Here is a 21,586-nt window from a genome sequence, read left to right as displayed (position 1 = left end):
CGCCAACCAGCAGCCGCAACACTCACCGCAAGGGGTTCTTCTTGTCTTCTCTTCGCCTGTTCACCTCTGAGTCGGTCACCGAGGGTCACCCCGACAAGATCTGCGACCAGATCTCCGACCGCATCCTCGACGACCTCCTGACACAGGACCCGGCGTCCCGCGTCGCCGTCGAGACGCTCGTGACGACGGGCCAGGTGCACGTCGCCGGTGAGGTCACGACCAAGGCCTACTCCGACATCGCCGGCATCGTCAGGCGCACCATCAGCGAGATCGGCTACACGTCGAGCGACGTCGGCTTCGACGGCTCCTCGTGCGGTGTCTCGATCTCGGTCGGAGAGCAGTCTCCCGAGATCGGCGAGGGCGTCACGACCTCGCTGGAGCACCGCTCCGAGAGCTCGGAAGACGCGATCGCCAAGCAGGGTGCGGGAGACCAGGGCATCATGTTCGGCTACGCGACCCGGGAGACCGAAGCCCTCATGCCATTGCCGATCCACCTCGCGCACCAGCTCGCGCAGCAGCTCGCGGCCGTCCGGAAGTCCGGCGAGGTCGCCTACCTGCGCCCAGACGGCAAGACGCAGGTCACCGTCGGCTACGAGGGGAGCGTGCCCCGTTCCATCGAGACCGTCGTGGTCTCCACGCAGCACGACCCTGGCCTCGAGCAGGCGCAGATCCGCGAAGACGTCATCAGGCACGTCGTCCGCCCGGTGCTGGAGCGCAACGGGTTCGCGGACGCCGAGCCCACCTTCCTCGTCAACCCGTCAGGCAGTTTCATCGACGGAGGGCCCCGCGCCGATGCGGGCCTGACCGGACGCAAGATCATCGTCGACACGTACGGCGGCATGGCGCGCCACGGTGGCGGCGCCTTCAGCGGCAAGGACCCCTCGAAGGTCGACCGCTCGGCCGCGTACGCCATGCGTTGGGTGGCGAAGAACGCTGTCGCGGCGGGGCTCGCCGATCGCCTCGAAGTGCAGATCGCGTATGCCATCGGCAAGGCTGAGCCGGTTGGCCTCTACGTCGAGAGCTTCGGCACCGGCAGGGTGGCGGACGCCACGATCATCGAGGCGATTCTCTCGACGTTCGATCTCCGCCCAGGTGCGCTCGTCGAGGACCTCGACCTGCGTCGCCCGATCTACGCCCAGACCTCCGCCTACGGCCACTTCGGTCGTGAGCTGCCCGACTTCACGTGGGAGCGCACCGACCGGGCCGAGGAGCTCCGCCGAGCCGCTGGCCTCTGATCGCAGAGCCAGCTGTGGACGACACCCTGCCGAGGGTCGCGCGCGTCGTCGTCGCCTCCCCGCTTCCGCAGCTCGACCGGGAGCTCGAGTACGAGATCCCCGTCGAGCTGCGCGGGAGCATCGGCGTCGGAATGAGGGTTGCGGTTCCGCTTCGCACGTCGAACCGCCAGTTGCAGGGGTTCGTCGTGGCCGTCGAGCGAGTCGCTGAGTACACGGGCAAGCTCGCGCCGATCATCGAGCTCGTCTCGACGGCCAGGGTGCTCACGCCCGAGATCGCTGGCCTCGCCCGGGCGGTCGCCGACCGGCAGGCCGGATGCGCGGCGGACGTGCTGCGCCTCGCCATCCCGGCGAGGTCCGTGCGCGTCGAGCAGCGGTGGCTGGAGGCACGCGCCCAGGCAGCTCCAGCGACGGCGGAAGCTCCTGGCGGCGAGGACGCGCCGTTGAGCGATGCCGACGAGCCCGCGTCCACAGCGGACGAGGTCCACGATGCCCCGGAAGCGACGCTCGTTCCCATGTACGGGGCAGAGGCAGCCGAGATCCTCGGGCGGGGCCCAGCGGCGCGGTTCGCTGTCGACGCCCCGGTCGGCGTCGACGCGGGAGTTCCCCGCTCGCTCCTCGCCCTTGCAGCCATCTCAGCGGTTCGCGTCGCCGCCGGGCAGTCCGTCATCCTGGCGGTCCCCGACTACCGCGACGTCGAGCTGGCCCTCCGCGCGCTCGGCAGGTTCCTCGATGCCGGTCAGGTCCGCCGACTCGACACCCGCGCCAAGCCCGCCGACCGCTACGCGGCGTTCCTCGCCTGCCTCGACGAGACACCGGGTGTCGTCGTGGGCACGAGGAGCGTCGTCTACGCTCCGGCCTCGAACCTCGGCGCTGTGCTCGTCTGGGACGACGGCGACGAGAGCTTCACCGAGCAGCTCGCTCCCTACGCCAGCACCCGTGACGTCGCCCTGCTCCGCGCTGAGCGCGAGTCGCTCACGCTCATCTTCGCGGCGCACACCCCGAGCCTGGAGGTCGCCCGCCTCGTGGGCATGCGGTGGCTCACTCCGGTGCCCCTCACGCGACCGGAGGCTCCCAAGGTCATCTCGGGCAGCCAGGCACTCGCCGAGGAGACCCCGGCGGCGCACGCGCGCATCCCAGCGCTCGCCTGGCAGGAGGCGAGGCGCGCGCTCGAGCACGGGCCGGTGCTGCTCCAGGTCGTGCGTGCCGGCTACATCCCGAGCCTCAGTTGCGCCAGGTGTCGCACGCCAGCTCGCTGCACGGTCTGCGGCGGAGCCCTCGAGTACTCGCGCCCGGGAGCGCCCCCTTCCTGCAGGGTGTGCGACGCCCTCCATCCCGAGTGGCAGTGTCCCGAGTGCGACGACCGGCGCCTCCGGAACACGTCACTCGGCGCGGAGCGGACCGCAGAGGAGCTCGGACGCGCCTTCCCCGGCACTCGTGTCGTCGTGGCCGATGGAGCCTCAGAGACCGTGACGATCGACGACCGCCCCTGTCTCGTCGTGGCAACGCGCGGCGCCGAGCCGGTTCCGAGCTCCGGCTACGCCGGCATCGTCCTGCTCGACACGGAGCGCTCGCTCGCTCAGGAGCGCCTCGATGCTGGCGTCGACGCGCTCCGCGGATGGTCGAACGCCGCGGCGCTGGCGTCGGGCGGCGCCAAGGTCGTCATCGTCGGAGCCGACAATCCGGCAGCGCACGCGCTCCGCACCTGGCAGCAGCCGGCCTTCTCGACGCGCGAGCTCGAGGAGCGGCGCGATCTCCACTTCCCACCGGCGATTCGCGTCGCCGCCATCTCCGGGAGCGACGAGGAAGTCCGCCACGCCATTGCGACCGTCGAGGCCTCCGCCGAGCTCAAGCAGGCTGGGGCCATGCAGATCCTCGGACCGACGCCCCAGGAGGTCGGAAGCCGAGCAGTTCTCAAGTTCAGCTACTCGCTCGGCGCCCCGCTGGCGAAGCTGCTGAAGAGCGAGCTCGTCCGAGCGGCAACTAGCCGGCGCCCGCGCGTCGCGGGTCGCGGCGGCGGGCACGCCTCGACCCTGCGCGTACGATTTGACCCGCCGGGCATCTTCTGACCCGCGCTCCAGCACCACACTCGCACCAACCTCGAGAGGCACCAGCTATGCGGCTCGTCTTCGCCGGCACCCCATCCACCGCCGTCCTCAGCCTTGAGGCGCTGGTGGACGACGGTCACGAGATCGCGGCGGTCCTCACTCGCGACGATGCCAAGGTGGGTCGCTCGAGGGCGCTCACGCCATCCCCGGTGGCGGCCCGCGCGGCGGAGCTCGGCCTTCGGGTGATCAAGAGCAACCGCATGTCCCCGGACGTGACCGCTGAGCTCGCGAGCCTCGACGCCGAGCTCGGCGTCATCGTCGCCTACGGGGCGCTCATCGACGCCGCGACGCTCGATGCGCCCGAGCGCGGCTGGATCAACCTGCACTTCTCGTTGCTCCCCGACCTGCGCGGCGCCGCCCCGGCCCAGCGTGCCGTCATGCGTGGCGACTCGTCGACGGGTATGACCATCTTCCAGCTGACGGTCGGCCTCGACGAGGGGCCGGTCTTCGCGACCCAGGCTTCGCCGATCGGCGAGACCGAGACCTCGGGGGAGCTCCTCGAGCGCCTCGCGGGGGAGGGAGCGGCCTTCCTCGCGGAGACGGTGCAGGGGATCAGCGAAGACGCGCTAAGCGCCAAGCCGCAGGTCGGCGAACCCACCACCGCGGCGAAGCTGCGGAAGCAGGATTCCGCAGTCGACTGGGCGGCTCCGCTCGTGAGCGTGGACGCGCACATCCGCGGCGTGACTCCAGAACCGGGCGCGGTCGCGCACGTCGACGGACAGCCATTGCGCATCCTGCGCACCTCACGCCCGAGCGAGGCGATAGACGCGCCGCCGCTTGCACCGGGGCAGCTCGCCGTCGTCGGCCAGGACGTCCTCGTGGGCACGGGCACGCAGCCCCTGCAGCTCCTCACCGTCCAGCCCGCCGGGAAGAAGCCGATGCCAGCGCGAGATTGGCTCCGCGGCAGGCGCGATGCCGAGACGCTGGTGCTCGCATGAGCCCGGCGGGTGCAGGAGGACGTCGCGGGAACCGCCCCTTCGAAGGCAGGCGACGCCCTGACCAGCCGACAGCCGGTCGCTCCGTCACGCGCTCACGCCAGGTGGCGTTCGAGGTTCTCAGAGCGGTCGACGAAGACGACGCCTACGCAAACCTCCTGCTTCCGCACCGGATCTCGGCGGCACGGCTCTCCCCGTCGGATGCGGGCCTTGCGACCGAGCTGACCTACGGGACGCTTCGTCGTCGAGGCACGTACGACGCGATCATCGCCGAGGCGTCCGGACGCGACGTCCGCGACATCGACCCGCCGATCCTCGATGTCCTTCGGCTGGGCGCGCACCAGCTGCTGAGCATGCGCACGCCGAGTCACGCTGCGGTCAACGAGTCGGTCGAGCAGGCCGCCCGCATCGCGTCCAGAGGCGCTTCCGGGTTCGTCAACGCCATCCTTCGGAAGATCTCGCGCACCGGACTCGACGAATGGCTCGACGAGATCACGACGGGGCAGAGCGAGGAGCGGACTCTCGCGGTCCGGCACTCGCATCCGGACTGGATCGTGCGCGCACTGCGCGACTCGCTCGCCGCGGAAGAGCGCGGCGACGAGCTCGCCGCGACACTCGCCGCTGACAATGAGTCGCCAGCCGTCAGCATCGTGTCCCTCCCCGGCTTCGACACGCCCGGCGAGCTCATCGAGACGAACGCCGACCTCCTCGCGCCAGGCCGAGTCTCGCCTCGCGGGTTGACGCTCGCCTCGGGCGACCCGTCCTGGGTCCCTCAGGTCAAGGCGGGCAGGGCACGCGTCCAGGACGAGGGCTCGCAGCTCGTCACGCTCGCGCTGCTCGAGGCGGCGCCGGTCCTCGCCGGCGAGCGCTGGCTCGACATGTGCGCCGGCCCCGGGGGCAAAGCTGCCCTGCTCGCTGCCAGCGCCACCGAGCTCGGTGCCAAGCTCACCGCCAACGAGCTCGTGCCGGCTCGCGCCGGGCTCGTCCGCACGGCGCTCGCCCCGCTCGCGGCTCCCGTCTCCGTCACCAACGAGGACGGACGCTCATTCGCCGAGAGCCACCCTGGCGAGTTCGATCGTGTCCTCCTCGACGCCCCCTGCACGGGCCTCGGCGCACTGCGCCGCAGGCCGGAGGCACGCTGGCGGAAGCAGAGCAGCGACGTGAGCGAGCTCGTCCAACTGCAGGAGCAACTGCTCGAGGCGGCGCTCGCCACCGTGAAGCCAGGCGGCATCGTGGCTTACGTCACCTGCTCGCCCCACCAGGCAGAGACGACCGGTGTCGTGCGCCGCGCGGTTCGGCTGTCGGGCGCTGAGGTGCTGGATGCGGCCGCGATCATGAACCGTGCCTCGACGACCGGTGAACTGGACCTCGGCGAACGTCCCCTCGGCGACGGCACGCTCGTGCAGCTCTGGCCCCACCGCCACGGCACCGACGCCATGTTCCTCGCTCTCCTGCGCCGAGCACCAGCTCAGCAGGAGACCCCGACCCCGTAGGATCGCCCCGTGAACGCGCGCATCAACCCCAGCATCCTGGCCGCCGACTTCGCCAACTTCGAGAGAGATCTCGGCCGCATCGCCTCAGCCGATGCGGCGCACGTCGACGTCATGGACAACCACTTCGTGCCGAACCTCACGTTCGGCCAGCCGATGGTGGAGCGTCTGCAGGAGATCAGCCCCGTGCCGCTCGACCTGCACCTCATGATCGAGGACCCGGACCGCTGGGCTCCCCAGTTCGCGGAGATGGGCGTGTTCTCGGTGACCTTCCACGCGGAGGCCGCGACGAGTCCCGTGACCCTAGCCAAGCGGTTGAAGGAGCGAGGCGCGCGCGCTGGCATCGCCATCAACCCGGCGACGCCCCTCAGCGCCGTCGAGGAGATCCTGCCCCACTTCGACCAGCTGCTCATCATGACCGTCGAGCCCGGCTTCGGCGGTCAGTCCTTCATGGCGGACATGATGCCGAAGCTGGCGAGGGCCGACAGACTCAGGAAGTCGCACGGCCTCGAGACCTGGCTCCAGGTCGACGGTGGGATCTCGCTCGACACGATCGAGCTCGCGGCAGCGAACGGCGCCGATACCTTCGTCGCCGGATCGGCCGTGTTCCGCGGTGATCCCGGTGAGCAGATCGCGGCGCTGCGCGCCGCTGCAGCGGATGCCCGGCACGCGCACTAGGCGCCAAGCGACTACGCTGTGCCTGTGAAATCCTTCGACACGCTGTTCGCAGAGCTCTCCGAGAAGATCGCCTCCCGACCAGAGGGTTCAGGCACGGTCCGAGAGTTCGACGCGGGCGTGCATACGATCGGGAAGAAGATCGTCGAGGAGGCCGCTGAGGTCTGGATGGCCGCCGAGTACGAGAGCGACGAGGAGACGGCTGAGGAGATCTCGCAGCTGCTCTACCATCTGCAGGTCCTCATGCTCGCCAAGGGCCTCACGCTCGACGACGTCTACCGCAACCTCTAGCAGGCACGAGCTCGGCGCCGTCGAACGGCCCGCGCGACACGTGCGCCGACGCCGGTGAGGTCACCAGGCAGCGCGCACCCATCCCGATTCATGACTCCCAGAACCAAGGACGTTCCAACAATGCTTCGCATCGCCGTGCCAAACAAGGGCATGCTCGCCGAGACGGCCAACGAAATGCTGCAGGAGGCCGGCTACCGCGGCCGTGGCGACAGCCGTGAGCTCGTCGCCATCGACCCGATCAACGATGTCGAGTTCTTCTACCTTCGGCCTCGTGACATCGCGACCTACGTGGGCTCGGGTGTCCTCGACGCTGGCATCACGGGCCGCGACTTCCTCTTGAACACCGAGTCGGCCGCCAAGGAGGTCCGTGCGCTGGACTTCGGCGACTCCACCTTCCGATTCGCGGGCCCCGCCGGCGAATTCACCGATGTCAGCCAGTTGCAGGGCAAGCGGGTGGCGACGAGCTACACGGGCCTGCTCGGCTCCTGGTTCGCCCGGGCGGGCATCGAGGCTGAGCTGGTGCCCCTGGAGGGGGCGGTCGAGTCGGCCATCCGGCTTGGCGTCGCGGATGCCGTCGCCGACGTCGTCTCAACGGGCGGCACGCTGCGCAAGGCGGGCCTCGAGGTCTTCGGGCCGGTCATCCTCGAATCCACGGCGGTCCTCATCTCGACGCCGGAGAAGGAGCACGCTGCGCGTCGCCTCCTCGGTCGACTCGACGGCGTGCTCGTCGCGCGACGCTACGCGATCATGGACTACGACATCGAATCGTCGAAACTCGACGCGGCTCTGGCGATCACGCCTGGCTTCCAGTCGCCGACGATCTCGCCGCTGCGCGACTCGGACTGGGTCGCGGTGCGCTCCATGGTGCCGCAGAACGAGCTCAACCAGGTCATGGACCAGCTCCAGGACGCGGGGGCCAAGGCCATCATCGTGACGGCGCTGCAAGCCGTCCGGGTGTGATGACGATGACCGTCTCCTCATCCGCCCAGAAGTCCACGGGGCTCGCAACGCGCGTCATCCCCTGCCTGGACGTGGCCGAGGGGCGCGTCGTCAAGGGGGTCAACTTCCTGGATCTCCAGGATGCGGGCGACCCTGTCGAGCTCGCGGCGCTCTACGCCGAGCAGGGTGCGGACGAGCTCACCTTCCTCGACGTGACCGCCTCGAATGAGGGGCGAGGGACCACCTACGACCTCGTCACACGGACGGCGGAGCAGGTCTTCATCCCGCTCACCGTCGGCGGTGGGGTGCGCAGCGTCGAGGATGTTCGCGTGCTGCTCGCGTGCGGCGCCGACAAGGTCGGCGTCAACTCCGCGGCTATCGCGCGGCCGGCGCTCGTCGACGAGATCTCGTCGACGTTCGGCAAGCAGGTCCTCGTCCTCTCGCTCGATGTGAAGCGTTCGCCATCGACGGAGTCCGGGTTCGTCGTGACGTCCCACGGTGGGCGCACGGACACCGGGATCGACGCGCTCAGCTGGGCCCGCGAGGCCATCGAGCGTGGCGCGGGGGAGCTTCTCGTCAACTCCATGGACGCTGATGGCACGAAGGCCGGCTTCGACCTGGAGCTGACCCGCCTGGTCCGCGAGCTGGCGACGGTCCCCGTCATCGCGTCCGGCGGAGCTGGTGCGCTCGAGCACTTCGCGCCCGCCGTCGAGGCTGGCGCGGACGCCGTGCTGGCTGCGAGCGTCTTCCACCACCGGCAGTTCACGATCGGCCAGGTGAAGGATTCCCTGGCCGAAGCAGGAATCACCGTCAGGCGGAGTGTCCGATGACAGCCTCCACGTTCCCTGTCTCCGCGCTGCGGATCGACGAGATCCTCTCGCGGGTCTCGTTCGACGACCGCGGCCTGGTTCCGGCGGTCGTGACGCAGCACGACACCCGCGAGGTGCTCATGCTCGCCTGGCTGAACGCGGAGTCGCTGCGGATGACCCTGACCGAGGGGCGCGTCGTCTACTGGTCGCGCTCTCGTTCGGAGCTGTGGCGCAAGGGCGACACCTCCGGCAACACGCAGCGCCTCGTGAGCTTCGCGCTCGACTGCGATGCCGACACGATCCTCCTCGGCGTCGACCAGCACGGCCCCGCCTGCCACACCGGTACCCGAACCTGCTTCGACGGCGACGACCTCGCGCTCGAGTTCCCGGCCCATGACGTCGCCTGACGCTGCGGGCAAGCGCGGCAAGCGCGCCACGCTCCTGGCGATCGTCGTCGGCGCGGGTCTGGCGATCCTCGCCTGGTCGCAGGTGTGGTTCTCGTTCGAGCTGTCCCTCGGGGCGCAGACGTTCGCGGGCGAGGTCCGCGGAGACGTCGCGGCCCCCGCTGTCATGGCGCTCGCACTGGCGGCCCTCGCAGTCCTCGCGGCGCTGGCCCTCGCAGGAGTCGTGTTCAGGTTCGTGCTCGGCGGGCTGCTCACGCTCGTCGGCGCGGTCCTGGTGCTGCAGGCCTTCATCGCGGTCGGCAACCCGGCCCCGGCCATCGCACCTGAGGTGACGGCGGCGTCGGGACTCGCGGGCGAGCAGACGATCGCGGATGCGGTTGCCGCCGGAGCGGTCTCTGTCGCGTTCTGGCCATGGCTGGCCGTCGTCGCCGGCGCCGTCCTCGCCTTCGCCGGCGTGCTCACCATCGTCACGGCCCGCCGATGGCCGACGAGTGGACGGCGCTTCTCGACGACTTCACTGGAAGCCGCCGACGAGATGCCCGAGAATGGACAGCCGACGGGTGCCGTTCACGCGGATGCCCCGACGGACAGCGATCAACGTGTCGAGCAATGGGATGCGCTGAGCCACGGCGACGACCCCACCGACGCGGGTGGCTCGCGAGCATCCAGCTAGACTTATCCCAGCGCACGTGACAAGGAGCACCCTCATGACTGAACTGGCCGCGAAGACGTCCCACGAACCCACGAGCATCGAAGAGGCAGAAGAGGTCCAGGAGGCCCCGCTGCAGGAGCCCCACGAGAGCCACGGCCATTCGGTTGCCGCGTGGACCGGTGTCCTCATCATGCTCGTCGGCTTCACCGTCGGGACGCTCGGCATCTGGTTCGACCAGAACATCGTCACCTGGGTCGGCGTCGTCGCGATCGTGATCGGGGCCATCGCCTGGCCGCTGCTCGCTCGTCTCGGCTTCGGGCCGAAGGCGCACTAGCTTGCTCGAGTCGCTGTACCACGGCGCTCTCGAGGACGCGGCTGAACGGCGGGAGCGCACTCCCTCGAGCGTTCTCGAGGCTCGAATCTCCGACGTCGCCCCTGCGCTCGATGCGTACGGGGCACTCGCCCGCTCGGAGCGCGTCAACATCATCGCGGAGGTCAAGCGAGCCAGCCCCTCTCGGGGTCGCCTCGCTGATATCCCCGACCCCGCTGTGCTGGCGGCTTCCTACGAACGTGGGGGAGCGGCCGCGATCTCCGTGCTCACGGAGCAGCGCAAGTTCCTCGGCTCGCTCGACGACCTCCGCGCCGTGCGCGACACGGTCGCCGTCCCAGTGCTCCGCAAGGAGTTCATCGCTGAGGAGTACCAGCTGCTCGAGGCCCGCGCGTGCGGGGCCGACCTGGCCCTGCTCATCGTCGCGGGGCTCGACCAGTCGACGCTCGTCCGCCTCGCGGAGTTCACCGAGCAGCTCGGCATGACGGCGCTCGTCGAAGCGCATTCGAAGGACGAGCTGCTGCGCGGTCTCGACGCCGGCGCGAGGATCCTCGGTGTCAATGCTCGCAACCTCGCGACCTTCGAGCTCCACCCGGAGCTCTTCGGGGAGCTTGCTCCCCTCTACCCGAACGATGTCGTCAAGGTCGCCGAATCGGCGGTCCTCGAACCAGCTCACGTGCGCCGCTACCGCGACGCCGGCGCAGACGCCGTTCTCATCGGGGAGGCGCTCGTGACGGGCGGCAACCCGGAATCTACTTTGGAGACCTTCCACCTCGCATGAGCACCTTGCCCCCAGACACCACATCGCTGCGGAACGCCTCTGGCCCCTACTACGGGGAGTTCGGCGGCCGCTTCGTCCCGGAGAGCCTCATGGCGGCTCTCGACGAGCTGTCGAGCGCCTGGGAGGCCGCGAAGGCTGACGACGAATTCTGGGCTGAGCTCTCCCGGCTGCACCGCGACTACTCGGGTCGCCCCTCGATCATCACCGAGGCACCGCGGTTCGCCGCGCACGCTGGCGGCGCCCGCATCATCCTCAAGCGCGAAGATCTCAACCACACGGGATCGCACAAGATCAACAACGTGCTCGGGCAGGCTCTGCTGACGAAGCGCATCGGAAAGACGCGGGTCATCGCCGAGACGGGCGCAGGCCAGCACGGCGTCGCGACTGCGACTGCGGCGGCCCTCTTCGGCCTCGACTGCACGATCTACATGGGTGCCGTCGACACTGCGCGCCAGGCGCTGAACGTCGCGCGGATGCGGCTCCTGGGGGCTGAGGTCGTGGCCGTCGAGTCGGGTTCGGCGACGCTCAAGGATGCGATCAACGACGCCATGCGCGACTGGGTCGCATCCGTCGACACGACGAACTACGTGTTCGGCACTGCCGCTGGCCCGCACCCGTTCCCCGCGCTGGTTCGCGACCTCCAGGCCATCATCGGCGAGGAGGCGCGCCAGCAGGTGCTCGACCTCACCGGTGCCCTGCCGGACGCCGTCGTCGCGTGTGTCGGAGGTGGATCCAACGCGATCGGCATCTTCAGCGCGTTCCTCGACGACCCCACGGTTGCGCTCTACGGCTATGAAGCCGCTGGCGACGGCGTCGACACGCCACGGCATGCCGCGACGATCGGCGCCGGTCGCCCTGGCGTGCTCCACGGCGCTCGCACCCTGCTCCTGCAGGACGTCGACGGACAGACCATCGAGTCGCACTCGATCTCGGCGGGCCTCGACTATCCGGGCGTCGGACCAGAGCACGCGCACCTCGCCGCCGTCGGTCGAGCAACGTACCTCCCGGTGACTGATGCGGCGGCTATGGAGGCCTTCCGACTGCTCTCACGCACCGAGGGCATCATTCCTGCCATCGAATCCAGCCATGCCCTCGCCGGCGCGCTCGAGCTCGGCAAGGAGCTCGGTCCGGACGCGACGATCCTGGTCTCGCTCTCGGGTCGCGGCGACAAGGACATGGAGACCGCAGCCGAGTACTTCGGTCTCGGCAACCCGGACCGCACCGAGGGAGAAGTCAAGTGACCTCAGCATCGACCACCGCGGCTTCCCCGATCCCGTCCGCGACGTCTGCCCTCGAGCAGGTCATCGACACGGCGAATAGAGACCGCAGGGGTGCGCTCGTCGCCTACCTGCCCGTCGGATTCCCTGACTTCGACACCTCCGTGGCCGCGGCTATCGCGGTCGTCAAGGCTGGCGTCGACGTCATCGAGCTCGGCATGCCGTACTCGGACCCGGTCATGGACGGCCCCGTCATCCAGGCTGCGGCTGTCCAGGCGCTCGAGGGCGGCTTCCGGACGGAGCACGTCTTCGAGGCCATCCGCCAGATCCGTGCCGAGGTGGACGCGCCCATCGTCGTCATGACCTACTGGAACCTCGTCATGCAGTACGGCGTCGACGCGTTCGCCCGCGACCTCGCCGCAGCGGGTGGCAACGGGCTGATCACACCCGACCTCGTCCCTGACGAGGGCGGCGAGTGGATCGCCGCCTCGCAGGCGCACGAGCTCGACCGCGTCTTCCTCGCGGCCCCCAGCTCGAGCGACGCTCGCCTCGATCTGGTCATCAACTCCAGCAGTGGCTTCGTGTACACGGTCTCGACCATGGGCATCACGGGAGCCAGGGCGGACGTCGACCAGGCCGCGCGCTCACTCGCGGACCGACTCCACGCGCACGGCTGCACACGAGCCTGCGTCGGCCTCGGCATCTCGACCGCAGAGCAGGTCCGCGAGGTGCTCGAGTATGCGGAGGGCGCCATCGTCGGATCCGCGCTTGTGAAGGCTCTCGCCTCCGGCGGCGTGCCCGCGGTCGCCGAGGTCGCCGCCCAGCTCGCGACCGGAACAGCACTCGACGCTCCATCTTCGAAGGAACAGGCATGACGCCACTGACCGGAATCCCCAGCCCGCCCCTCGAGTGGGCGAGCTTCGAGGTCGGGCCGCTCACGGTGCACCTCTACGCGCTCTTCATCGTGGCGGGCATGATCCTCGCCGTGCTGTGGACGGACCGGCGCCTCACCGCGCGTGGCGGTGAGAAGTGGATCACGGTCGACTTCGCCATCTGGGCAGTGCTGCTCGGGCTGCTCGGCGCGCGTCTGTACCACGTCTTCACGCACCCGGCCGACTACTTCTTCGAGGGCGCCAACTTCTGGCGGATCTTCTTCATCTGGGAGGGTGGCAACGCCATCATCGGCTCCCTCATCGGCGGAGCGATCGGCATCTTCATCGCGAGCCGCATGACGGGCATCCGCATGCTCGCGTTCTCGGACGCGCTCATCCCGGGCCTCCTCCTGGCACAGGCCGTCGGGCGTCTCGGCAACTACTTCAACCACGAGCTCTACGGCTGGCCCACCGACCTGCCGTGGGGCCTGCAGATCGAGGCGAGCAATCCAGCCTTCCCCGTCGGCTTGCCGGAGGGGACGCTCTTCCATCCGACGTTCCTGTACGAGATGCTCTGGAACCTCGCCGGCATCGCCCTCATCGTGCTCCTCGAGCGCATGTTCAGGTGGCGCACGGGCAAGACGCTCGCCGCCTACCTCATCTGGTACGGAACCGGACGCATGTGGATCGAGTCCATCCGCGTCGACTACTCCGAGGTGATCCTCGGGATGCGCTCGAACGTCTTCGGGGCCCTGTGCCTCGTCATCGTCGGCGTCGCGCTCTTCATCTACGTCTCACGCCTGCCGGTCTCGCAGCTGAGCACGAGCATCTACCTTCCCGGACGCGATCCGGAGTCCGAGGCAGCCAGGGCCGCCGAGACTGCTCAGGGTGCTGAGGCTGACGAACTCGACGGGGACGACGAGCCCGACGGCGACGACGAACTCGATGCAGACGGAAGCGAGCTCGACGCCGACGAGGAAACCTCCGCGCAATCTTCGGTTCACGACGAGGAAACTTCCGAAGCCAAGCCTAACTCAGGCGCTGCGGAAAATACCCCTGATGAGAGCGAAGAAGTCTCTACCTCTTCGAAGAACTGACGCGAAACACCCCACCCCTCTCGGGCCTTGCTCGTGCACCTCGAAACACAGAAGTAACACAGCGGTCGTAATCTGCTGAATGGACCGACGGACGCCTGTAGGCACCCGCCCCGAACGGGCTCCGTCAACATCAGTCTTCTGTCGAGTCCGCCAAGCGACCCATGGCACCACCGACGAGGGGACGAGTTATGACCTCCGCCGCCTTTCCAACGAATGGCTACCCAGCAGCAGCCGGTCTGTATGACCCTGCCAACGAACGCGATGCCTGCGGGCTCGCGATGGTCGCCACCCTGCGTGGCACGCCGGGTCACGACATCATCGACCACGCGCTCGACGCGCTCCGCCACATGGAGCACCGCGGCGCCGTCGGCTCGGATGCGGGCACCGGTGATGGCGCCGGAATCCTGACGGCCATCCCGGATGACTTCTTCCGCGCGGTCAGCGGCTTCGATCTGCCTGCCGATGGCCGGTACGCGGTCGGCAACGCCTACCTCCCGGTGGACGCGGACGAGCGGGCCAGGGTCAAGGCTGGCATCGCCAAGCTCGCGGCAGAAGAGGACCTCCGCGTCATCGGCTGGCGAGAGGTTCCCGTGCAGCCCGATGAGCTCGGCAAGCTGGCGCGAGCCGCGATGCCCGTCATCGAACAGCTCTTCGTGCGCAGCGAGCGCCAGAACTTCCGAGGGAACCCGCGCAAGGGCGCGTCCCTCGACCGGCAGTGCTACCGCATGCGCAAGCGCGCCGAGCATTCGCTCGGCGTGTACTTCATGTCGCTCTCGTGCCGCTCGATCACCTACAAGGGCATGGTCACGACGCTGCAGCTTGAGCCGTTCTACCCGGACCTGAGCGATGAGCGCTTCGCCTCCAAGCTCGCGATCGTGCACTCGCGCTATTCAACGAACACGTTCCCGTCGTGGCAGCTCGCGCAGCCGATGCGCATGATGGCGCACAACGGCGAGATCAACACGGTTCGTGGCAACCGCAACTGGATGCGCGCCCGGCAGTCGCAGCTGCGCTCTGAGATCCTCGGCGACGTCGCGGACCTGTTCCCGATCGTCACCGAGGGCGCCAGCGACTCGGCCTCCTTCGACGAGGTGCTGGAGCTCCTGACCCTCTCGGGCCGCTCCCTCGCGCACGCCGTGCACATGATGGTGCCGGCAGCGTGGGAGACCGCAGAGGACCTGAGCGCTGAGGTGCGTGACTTCTACGAGTACCACTCGCTCATCATGGAGCCGTGGGACGGGCCTGCGGCTATGGCGTTCACCGACGGCCGCTACGTGTGCGCGACGCTCGACCGGAACGGGCTTCGCCCCGGCCGCTTCGTGCAGACGGCCGACGGCCTGATCGTGCTGGGCTCCGAGGTCGGCGTCGCGAGCCTCGACCCCGCGACCGTCATCCGCAAGGGGCGTCTGCGCCCCGGCCAGGTGCTCCTCGTGGACACCGAGGTCGGCCGCCTCATCGAGGACGATGAGGTCAAGCACGACCTCGCGGAGCTGCAGCCGTGGGGGGACTGGCTCGACGAGGGTCGTATCAACCTCGCTGAGCTCCCGGAGCGCGAGCACGTCACGCACACTCCGGCCTCTGTCGAACGCCGCCAGCGCACCTTCGGCTACACCGAGGAGGAGCTGCGTATCCTGCTCGCCCCTATGGCGAAGAACGGTGCTGAGCCGATCGGCGCCATGGGGACGGACACGCCCATCGCGATCCTCACGGACCGACCACGGCTCGTCTTCGACTACTTCACGCAGAACTTCGCGCAGGTGACGAACCCGCCGCTCGACTCGATCCGCGAGGAGGTCGTGACAAGTCTCACGACGAGCATCGGGCCGCAGGAGAACCTCCTCAGCGCTGGCCCCGAGCACGCGCGTCAGGTCGTGCTCGACTTCCCGGTCATCGACAACGACCAGCTCGCGAAGATCCAGCACATCGAGCAGCGCCCCGGTATCGACGCGGCGGAGACCCTCCGCGGCTGCTACCGGGTCGACGACGGCGTGGAGGGGCTGCGCAAGCGCCTCGAGGAGCTGTGCGAGGAGGCCGACCGCGCGATCGACGCCGGCGCCGGCTTCATCGTGCTCTCCGACCGCGACTCGAACCGCGACTACGCGCCCATCCCCTCGCTGCTCATGACGAGTGCCGTGCACCACCACTTGATCCGCACGGAGCGCAGGATGCGCGTCGGCCTGGTCATCGAGGCGGGTGATGTCCGCGAGGTGCACCACGTCGCAGTGCTGCTCGGCTACGGTGCTTCCGCCGTCAACCCGTACCTGGCGATGGAGTCCTGCGAGGACATGGTCCGTCAGGGCAAGCTCACCGGAGTCTCGGAAGAGAAGGCGGTCGCCAACCTGATCAAGGCGCTCGGCAAGGGCGTCCTGAAGATCATGTCGAAGATGGGCATCTCCGCGGTCTCCTCCTACGCGGGTGCGCAGTGCTTCGAGGCCGTCGGCCTCTCGAACGAGCTCGTCAGCGAGTACTTCACGGGCACGGCGAGCAAGATCTCCGGAATGGGGCTCGAGGGCATCGCCCGCGAGAACCAGCTCCGCCACCGCCACGCGTACCCGGCTCAGGCTGCTCCCGCGTCGCACCGTCCACTCGACATCGGTGGCGAGTACCAGTGGCGCCGTGAGGGGCCACCGCACCTCTTCAACCCGAACACGATCTTCCGTCTGCAGCACTCGACGCGCGAGGGCCGCTACGACATCTTCAAGGAGTACACGAAGCTCGTCGACGACCAGGCCGCGGAGACCATGACGCTGCGTGGACTCTTCAAGTTCAAGGTGGGCGGCCGGACTCCGATTCCGATCGACGAGGTCGAGCCGGCTTCCGAGATCCTGAAGCGGTTCCAGACGGGAGCCATGAGCTACGGCTCCATCTCGAAGGAAGCCCACGAGACGCTCGCCATCGCGATGAACCGCATCGGGGGCAAGTCGAACACGGGTGAGGGCGGCGAGGACGTGGAGCGCCTCCTCGATCCTGAGCGACGCAGCGCCATCAAGCAGGTTGCCTCGGGCCGGTTCGGCGTCACGAGCATGTACCTGACTCACGCGGATGACATCCAGATCAAGCTGGCGCAGGGTGCGAAGCCGGGCGAAGGCGGGCAGCTGCCTCCGACGAAGGTCTACCCGTGGGTGGCTCGGACGCGCCACGCGACGCCTGGCGTCGGTCTGATCTCCCCGCCCCCTCACCATGACATCTACTCCATCGAGGATCTCAAGCAGCTGATCTTCGACCTCAAGCGAGCGAACCCGTCGGCGCGCATCCACGTGAAGCTCGTGAGCGAGAACGGCATCGGCGCAGTCGCGGCCGGTGTGACGAAGGCACTTGCCGACGTCGTCCTCGTCTCGGGCCACGACGGCGGCACGGGCGCCTCACCGCTCAACTCCCTCAAGCACGCGGGAACCCCGTGGGAGCTCGGTCTTGCCGAGACGCAGCAGACGCTCATGCTCAACGGCCTGCGCGACCGCGTGGTCGTGCAGGTGGATGGTCAGCTCAAGACGGGCCGAGACGTCATCGTCGGCGCCCTGCTCGGTGCCGAGGAGTTCGGCTTTGCGACCGCTGCGCTGGTCGTCTCTGGCTGCATCATGATGCGCGTCTGCCACCTCGACACATGCCCGGTCGGTGTCGCCACGCAGAACCCTGAGCTGCGCGCACGCTACACGGGTCAGGCCGACCACGTCGTGAACTTCTTCGAGTTCGTGGCGCAGGAAGTCCGCGAGTACCTCGCGGAGCTCGGCGTGCGCTCGCTGGACGAGATCATCGGGAAGCGCGAGCTCCTCGAGGTCGACGAAGCGATGCATCACTGGAAGACCGAGGGGCTCGACCTCTCTCGAGTGCTCACCGGCCACGAGTTCGGCGATGCGCCGACTCGGAGTCTCGTCACCCAGGAGCACGAGCTCGACCAGCACTTCGACCAGAAGCTGCTCACGCTCGCCGAGCAGGCGCTCGAGCGCGGCGAGTCCGTCAAGGTCTCGATGGATGTCATCAACACCGATCGCGCCGTCGGCACGATGCTCGGGCACCACGTGACCCTCAAGCACGGGGAGCACGGCCTGCCCGCAGGCACGATCGACATCGAACTGCGCGGGACCGCGGGGCAGTCGCTGGGCGCGTTCCTGCCGAACGGCATCCGCATCCGGCTCGTCGGCGACTCGAACGACTACGTCGGCAAGGGGCTCAGCGGTGGTGAGATCATCCTCAGGCCCGACGAGCGTGCGCCGTTCAAATCGCACGAGAACGTCATCGCGGGCAACGTCATCGGCTACGGCGCGACGAGCGGAACCATGTTCCTGAGCGGCGTCGTCGGCGAGCGCTTCCTCGTCCGCAACTCCGGCGCCACCGCAGTGGCGGAGGCCGTTGGCGACCACGCGCTCGAGTACATGACCGGCGGACTCGCCGTGATCCTGGGGGAGACGGGCAAGAACTTCGGTGCGGGCATGTCCGGCGGCATCGCCTACGTGCACAAGCTCGACCCGAAGCTCGTCAACCCCGACATGGTCTCGACGGGTGAGCTCGGTCTGACGACGCTGACCAGCGCCGATGCCGACATCCTGCGCGACATCCTCGAGCGCCACTACTCGGAGACCGACTCGCAGCTCGCTCGCGAGATGCTCGATGACTTCGACGCGGTGTCGAAGGAGTTCACGAAGGTGCTCCCGCGTGACTACGCGAAGGTCACCGAGATCCGCAACGCAGCCATCGAACGCGGTGGCGACCCCGACGACAGCACGACCTGGCACGAGATTCTGGAGGCGACCCGTGGCTGACCCGAGAGGATTCCTCACCAATCGCGAACGCGAGCTCCCCAAGCGTCGGCCCGTTCCCGTGCGCATCATGGACTTCAGCGAGGTCTACGACCCGCAGGAGCCGACCCAGCTGCGCCGGCAGGCTGGGCGCTGCATGGACTGCGGCGTTCCCTTCTGCCACCAGGGCTGCCCGCTCGGCAACATCATCCCCGAGTGGAACGACCTCACGTTCCGCGGTGACATGGCGGGCGCGAGCGAGCGCCTGCACGCCACGAACAACTTCCCGGAGTTCACGGGACGCCTGTGCCCGGCCCCGTGCGAGTCGTCGTGCGTGCTCGGCATCAACCAGCCGGCCGTCACGATCAAGCGCGTCGAGCAGTCCATCGCGGACACGGCCTTCGCCGAGGGCAACGTTCGTCCGCACCCGCCCGAGCGGCTCACGGGCAAGACCGTCGCCGTGGTCGGATCGGGGCCAGCGGGCCTCGCCGCCGCCCAGCAGCTGACACGCGCCGGCCATACCGTCGCGGTGTTCGAGCGTGACGACCGCATCGGCGGGCTGCTGCGCTACGGCATCCCGGACTTCAAGATGGAGAAGTCCGTGCTGGATGCACGTCTCTCGCAGATGCGTGCCGAGGGCACTCGCTTCCGCACCGGCATCGAGATCGGTCGCGACATCACGTGGGATAACCTCCGCCAGCGCTACGACGCCGTCGTAGTCGCCACCGGAGCGCTGGTCCCGCGCGATCTCCCCGTGCCCGGCCGCGAGCTCAAGGGCGTCCACTACGCGATGGACTTCCTGACGCAGTCCAACCGCGTGGTCGCGGGCGATGACCTCGCCTCGCAGATCCACGCCGAGGACAAGCACGTCATCGTCATCGGCGGTGGAGACACCGGTGCAGACTGCATCGGCACCTCGCACCGCCAGGGCGCGGCCTCGGTCACGAACCTCGCCATCGGCAAGGAGCCGCCGACCGAGCGTCCCGCGCACCAGCCGTGGCCGACGACTCCGACCCTCTTCGAGGTCTCGACCTCGCACGAGGAAGGCGGCGAGCGCGCCTTCCAGGCGTCCACGGTCGAGTTCATCGGCGACGAGTCCGGCCGGGTCCGCGCGATCCGCCTCGCCGAGACCGAGTTCCGCGCTGACGGCTCACGAGGCCCGAAGGCGGGCACGGAACGCGAGCTTCCCGCCGACCTGGTGCTCCTGGCCATGGGCTTCACGGGCCCGGAGCGGCACACGATCGAACCTCAGCTGCAGCTCCCGTTCACCTCACGGGGAGCCCTCGACCGCACTGCCGAGTACGAGACGGAGCTCCCTGGAGTGTTCGTCGCGGGCGACGCGGGCCGCGGTCAGTCCCTCATCGTCTGGGCGATCGCGGAGGGACGTGCGGCAGCCGCCTCCGTCGACCGGTATCTTGAACAGTCGACGGAGCTTCCGGAGCCGATCCTCGCCACCGAGCGCGCGATCTCCCTCTGAATCCGCCACCACGCGCCTCTCGGCGCACCACAGTTTCGACGAACCGGAGTTAATGCATGAGCCGTAGAGCGAAGATCGTCGCCACCCTCGGTCCAGCCGTCAACACCCCTGAAGGGATCCGCGCCCTCATCGGCGCCGGCGTCAACGTCACGCGCTTCAACCTCAGCCACGGCGACCACGCCGTGCACACGGAGAACTACACCCTCGTCCGGGATGCCGCCGAGGAGCTCGGCGTTCCCGTCGCGATCCTGGTCGACCTGCAGGGACCGAAGATCCGTCTCGAGAAGTTCGAGGACGGCCCCCACCACCTCGCGGTCGGGGACATCTTCAAGATCACCTCCCAGGACGTGCCCGGCACGAAGGAGCTCGTCGGGACGACCTACAAGGGCCTGCCCACCGACGTGAAGCCGGGCGATCCGCTGCTCATCGATGACGGCAAGGTGCTCGTGCGCGTCGTGGAGACCGACGGCGTGACCGTCACGACCCGCGTCGAGGTGCCTGGCAAGGTCTCGAACAACAAGGGCATCAACCTGCCGGGCGTCGCCGTGAACGTGCCGGCGCTCTCCGAGAAGGACGAGGACGACCTGCGCTGGGGTCTGCGCATCGGCGCCGACATCATCGCCCTGTCGTTCGTGCGCTCGGCGGAGGACATCAACCGGGTGCACGCGATCATGGACGAGGAGGGCATCCGCCTTCCCGTGATCGCGAAGATCGAGAAGCCGCAGGCCGTCGAGAACCTCAACGAGATCGTCGACGCGTTCGACGGCATCATGGTCGCCCGCGGCGACCTCGGCGTGGAGCTTCCCCTCGAGCAGGTCCCGATCGTGCAGAAGAACGCGATCCAGCAGGCTCGCCGCTGGGCGAAGCCCGTGATCGTCGCGACGCAGATGCTCGAGACGATGATCGAGAACCCGCGCCCCACCCGCGCGGAGGCATCCGACTGCGCCAACGCCGTCCTCGACGGCGCCGACGCGCTCATGCTGTCCGGTGAGACCAGCGTCGGCGCGTTCCCGATCGAGGCGGTGCGCACCATGGCGCGCATCATCGAGTCGACCGAGACGCACGGCCTGGACCGCATCCCGCCACTGGGCACGAAGCCCTTCACGCAGGGCGGAGCGATCACCCTCGCCGCGTCGGAAGTGGGCGAGTTCCTCAAGGCGAAGTACTACTGCGTGTTCACGGAGTCCGGTGACTCGGTGCGCCGCATGGCGCGCCTGCGCACCGAGATCCCCGTGCTCGGGTTCACCCCGTCGCCGCACATCGCTCGTCGCATGAACCTCTACTGGGGCGTCACGGCCGCCATCGTGGAGCGCGTCACGCACACCGACGAGATGATCGGGCAGGTCGACAAGTACCTCATGGAGAACGGCCTCGCCCAGGCGGGCGACGTCGTCGTGGTCGTGGCCGGCATGCCCCCGGGCCGCGCTGGCACCACCAACGACCTCCGCGTGCACCGCGTTGGCGTCGATGACGACCGCGTCGTCCCCGCGTACGAGGGCAAGCACACCCGCTAGCCGCACGCTGCCGCCGAGAGGCCGGTCAGGAC

At 68.8% G+C, this 21,586-nt stretch carries 18 protein-coding genes; all 18 read left to right on the top strand.

Translation table 11 applies throughout. The features are described from left to right. Positions 1 to 41 precede the first annotated feature (41 nt). The 18 genes from metK (at position 42) to pyk (ending at position 21,554) form a co-directional block, all read left to right on the top strand. Positions 42 to 1,235 carry a methionine adenosyltransferase gene (gene metK, locus GV007_RS07865; RefSeq protein WP_160071784.1) on the top strand — a complete coding sequence of 398 codons (1,194 nt, stop codon included), beginning with the start codon at positions 42 to 44 and terminating at the stop codon, positions 1,233 to 1,235. Positions 1,236 to 1,249: 14 nt separating this feature from the next. Further along, the gene (locus GV007_RS07860) at positions 1,250 to 3,301 is read left to right on the top strand and encodes a primosomal protein N' (RefSeq protein WP_160071783.1); all 2,052 of its coding nucleotides are present in this window, start codon (positions 1,250 to 1,252) and stop codon (positions 3,299 to 3,301) included. A gap of 47 nt (positions 3,302 to 3,348) precedes the next feature. After that, positions 3,349 to 4,278, top strand: a complete 930-nt coding sequence (gene fmt / locus GV007_RS07855; RefSeq protein ID WP_160071782.1) for a methionyl-tRNA formyltransferase — start codon at positions 3,349 to 3,351, stop codon at positions 4,276 to 4,278. Positions 4,279 to 4,379: 101 nt separating this feature from the next. Then, positions 4,380 to 5,768 carry an RsmB/NOP family class I SAM-dependent RNA methyltransferase gene (locus tag GV007_RS07850; protein ID WP_442960373.1) on the top strand — a complete coding sequence of 463 codons (1,389 nt, stop codon included), beginning with the start codon at positions 4,380 to 4,382 and terminating at the stop codon, positions 5,766 to 5,768. Between the two features lie 9 nt (positions 5,769 to 5,777). After that, positions 5,778 to 6,443 (top strand): ribulose-phosphate 3-epimerase, encoded by a 666-nt coding sequence (rpe, locus tag GV007_RS07845; RefSeq protein WP_104241261.1) that lies wholly within the window; start codon positions 5,778 to 5,780, stop codon positions 6,441 to 6,443. Between the two features lie 24 nt (positions 6,444 to 6,467). Beyond that, positions 6,468 to 6,731 carry a phosphoribosyl-ATP diphosphatase gene (locus tag GV007_RS07840; RefSeq protein WP_104241260.1) on the top strand — a complete coding sequence of 88 codons (264 nt, stop codon included), beginning with the start codon at positions 6,468 to 6,470 and terminating at the stop codon, positions 6,729 to 6,731. Positions 6,732 to 6,851: 120 nt separating this feature from the next. Then, positions 6,852 to 7,691, top strand: a complete 840-nt coding sequence (gene hisG, locus GV007_RS07835; protein WP_104306636.1) for an ATP phosphoribosyltransferase — start codon at positions 6,852 to 6,854, stop codon at positions 7,689 to 7,691. A 5-nt stretch (positions 7,692 to 7,696) separates the two neighbouring features. Next, positions 7,697 to 8,500 carry an imidazole glycerol phosphate synthase subunit HisF gene (hisF, locus tag GV007_RS07830; protein ID WP_160071780.1) on the top strand — a complete coding sequence of 268 codons (804 nt, stop codon included), beginning with the start codon at positions 7,697 to 7,699 and terminating at the stop codon, positions 8,498 to 8,500. Beyond that, complete coding sequence (hisI, locus tag GV007_RS07825; RefSeq protein ID WP_160071779.1) at positions 8,497 to 8,886, top strand: phosphoribosyl-AMP cyclohydrolase; 390 nt, start codon at positions 8,497 to 8,499, stop codon at positions 8,884 to 8,886. The genes hisF and hisI overlap by 4 nt, the downstream gene beginning before the upstream one ends. Beyond that, complete coding sequence (locus GV007_RS07820; RefSeq protein WP_160071778.1) at positions 8,873 to 9,556, top strand: Trp biosynthesis-associated membrane protein; 684 nt, start codon at positions 8,873 to 8,875, stop codon at positions 9,554 to 9,556. The genes hisI and GV007_RS07820 overlap by 14 nt, the downstream gene beginning before the upstream one ends. A 34-nt stretch (positions 9,557 to 9,590) precedes the next feature. Further along, positions 9,591 to 9,869, top strand: coding sequence for an HGxxPAAW family protein (locus tag GV007_RS07815; protein ID WP_146080203.1), 279 nt, complete (start codon positions 9,591 to 9,593; stop codon positions 9,867 to 9,869). A gap of 1 nt (position 9,870) precedes the next feature. Beyond that, complete coding sequence (gene trpC / locus GV007_RS07810; RefSeq protein ID WP_160071777.1) at positions 9,871 to 10,644, top strand: indole-3-glycerol phosphate synthase TrpC; 774 nt, start codon at positions 9,871 to 9,873, stop codon at positions 10,642 to 10,644. Further along, positions 10,641 to 11,885 (top strand): tryptophan synthase subunit beta, encoded by a 1,245-nt coding sequence (trpB, locus tag GV007_RS07805; protein WP_160071776.1) that lies wholly within the window; start codon positions 10,641 to 10,643, stop codon positions 11,883 to 11,885. Before trpC ends, trpB begins: the two co-directional genes overlap by 4 nt. A gap of 29 nt (positions 11,886 to 11,914) precedes the next feature. Then, the gene (gene trpA, locus GV007_RS07800; protein WP_160074142.1) at positions 11,915 to 12,736 is read left to right on the top strand and encodes a tryptophan synthase subunit alpha; all 822 of its coding nucleotides are present in this window, start codon (positions 11,915 to 11,917) and stop codon (positions 12,734 to 12,736) included. After that, positions 12,733 to 13,830, top strand: a complete 1,098-nt coding sequence (gene lgt / locus GV007_RS07795) for a prolipoprotein diacylglyceryl transferase (protein WP_160071775.1) — start codon at positions 12,733 to 12,735, stop codon at positions 13,828 to 13,830. The genes trpA and lgt overlap by 4 nt, the downstream gene beginning before the upstream one ends. Positions 13,831 to 14,018: 188 nt before the next feature. Beyond that, on the top strand, positions 14,019 to 18,587 hold the full coding sequence (gene gltB, locus GV007_RS07790) for a glutamate synthase large subunit (RefSeq protein WP_201297637.1): 4,569 nt from the start codon (positions 14,019 to 14,021) through the stop codon (positions 18,585 to 18,587). Next, positions 18,580 to 20,040 carry a glutamate synthase subunit beta gene (locus GV007_RS07785; RefSeq protein ID WP_104241252.1) on the top strand — a complete coding sequence of 487 codons (1,461 nt, stop codon included), beginning with the start codon at positions 18,580 to 18,582 and terminating at the stop codon, positions 20,038 to 20,040. The genes gltB and GV007_RS07785 overlap by 8 nt, the downstream gene beginning before the upstream one ends. A gap of 56 nt (positions 20,041 to 20,096) precedes the next feature. Continuing rightward, entirely contained in the window at positions 20,097 to 21,554 is a 1,458-nt protein-coding gene (gene pyk, locus GV007_RS07780; protein ID WP_160071773.1) for a pyruvate kinase, read from the top strand. Positions 21,555 to 21,586: the final 32 nt, after the last annotated feature.

Origin of the sequence: Pseudoclavibacter sp. 8L, assembly GCF_902506465.1 — a bacterium.
Taxonomy (GTDB): Bacteria; Actinomycetota; Actinomycetes; order Actinomycetales; family Microbacteriaceae; genus Pseudoclavibacter.
Note: the sequence above shows the minus strand (reverse complement) of the source record. Positions and strands in the feature narration are given on the sequence as shown.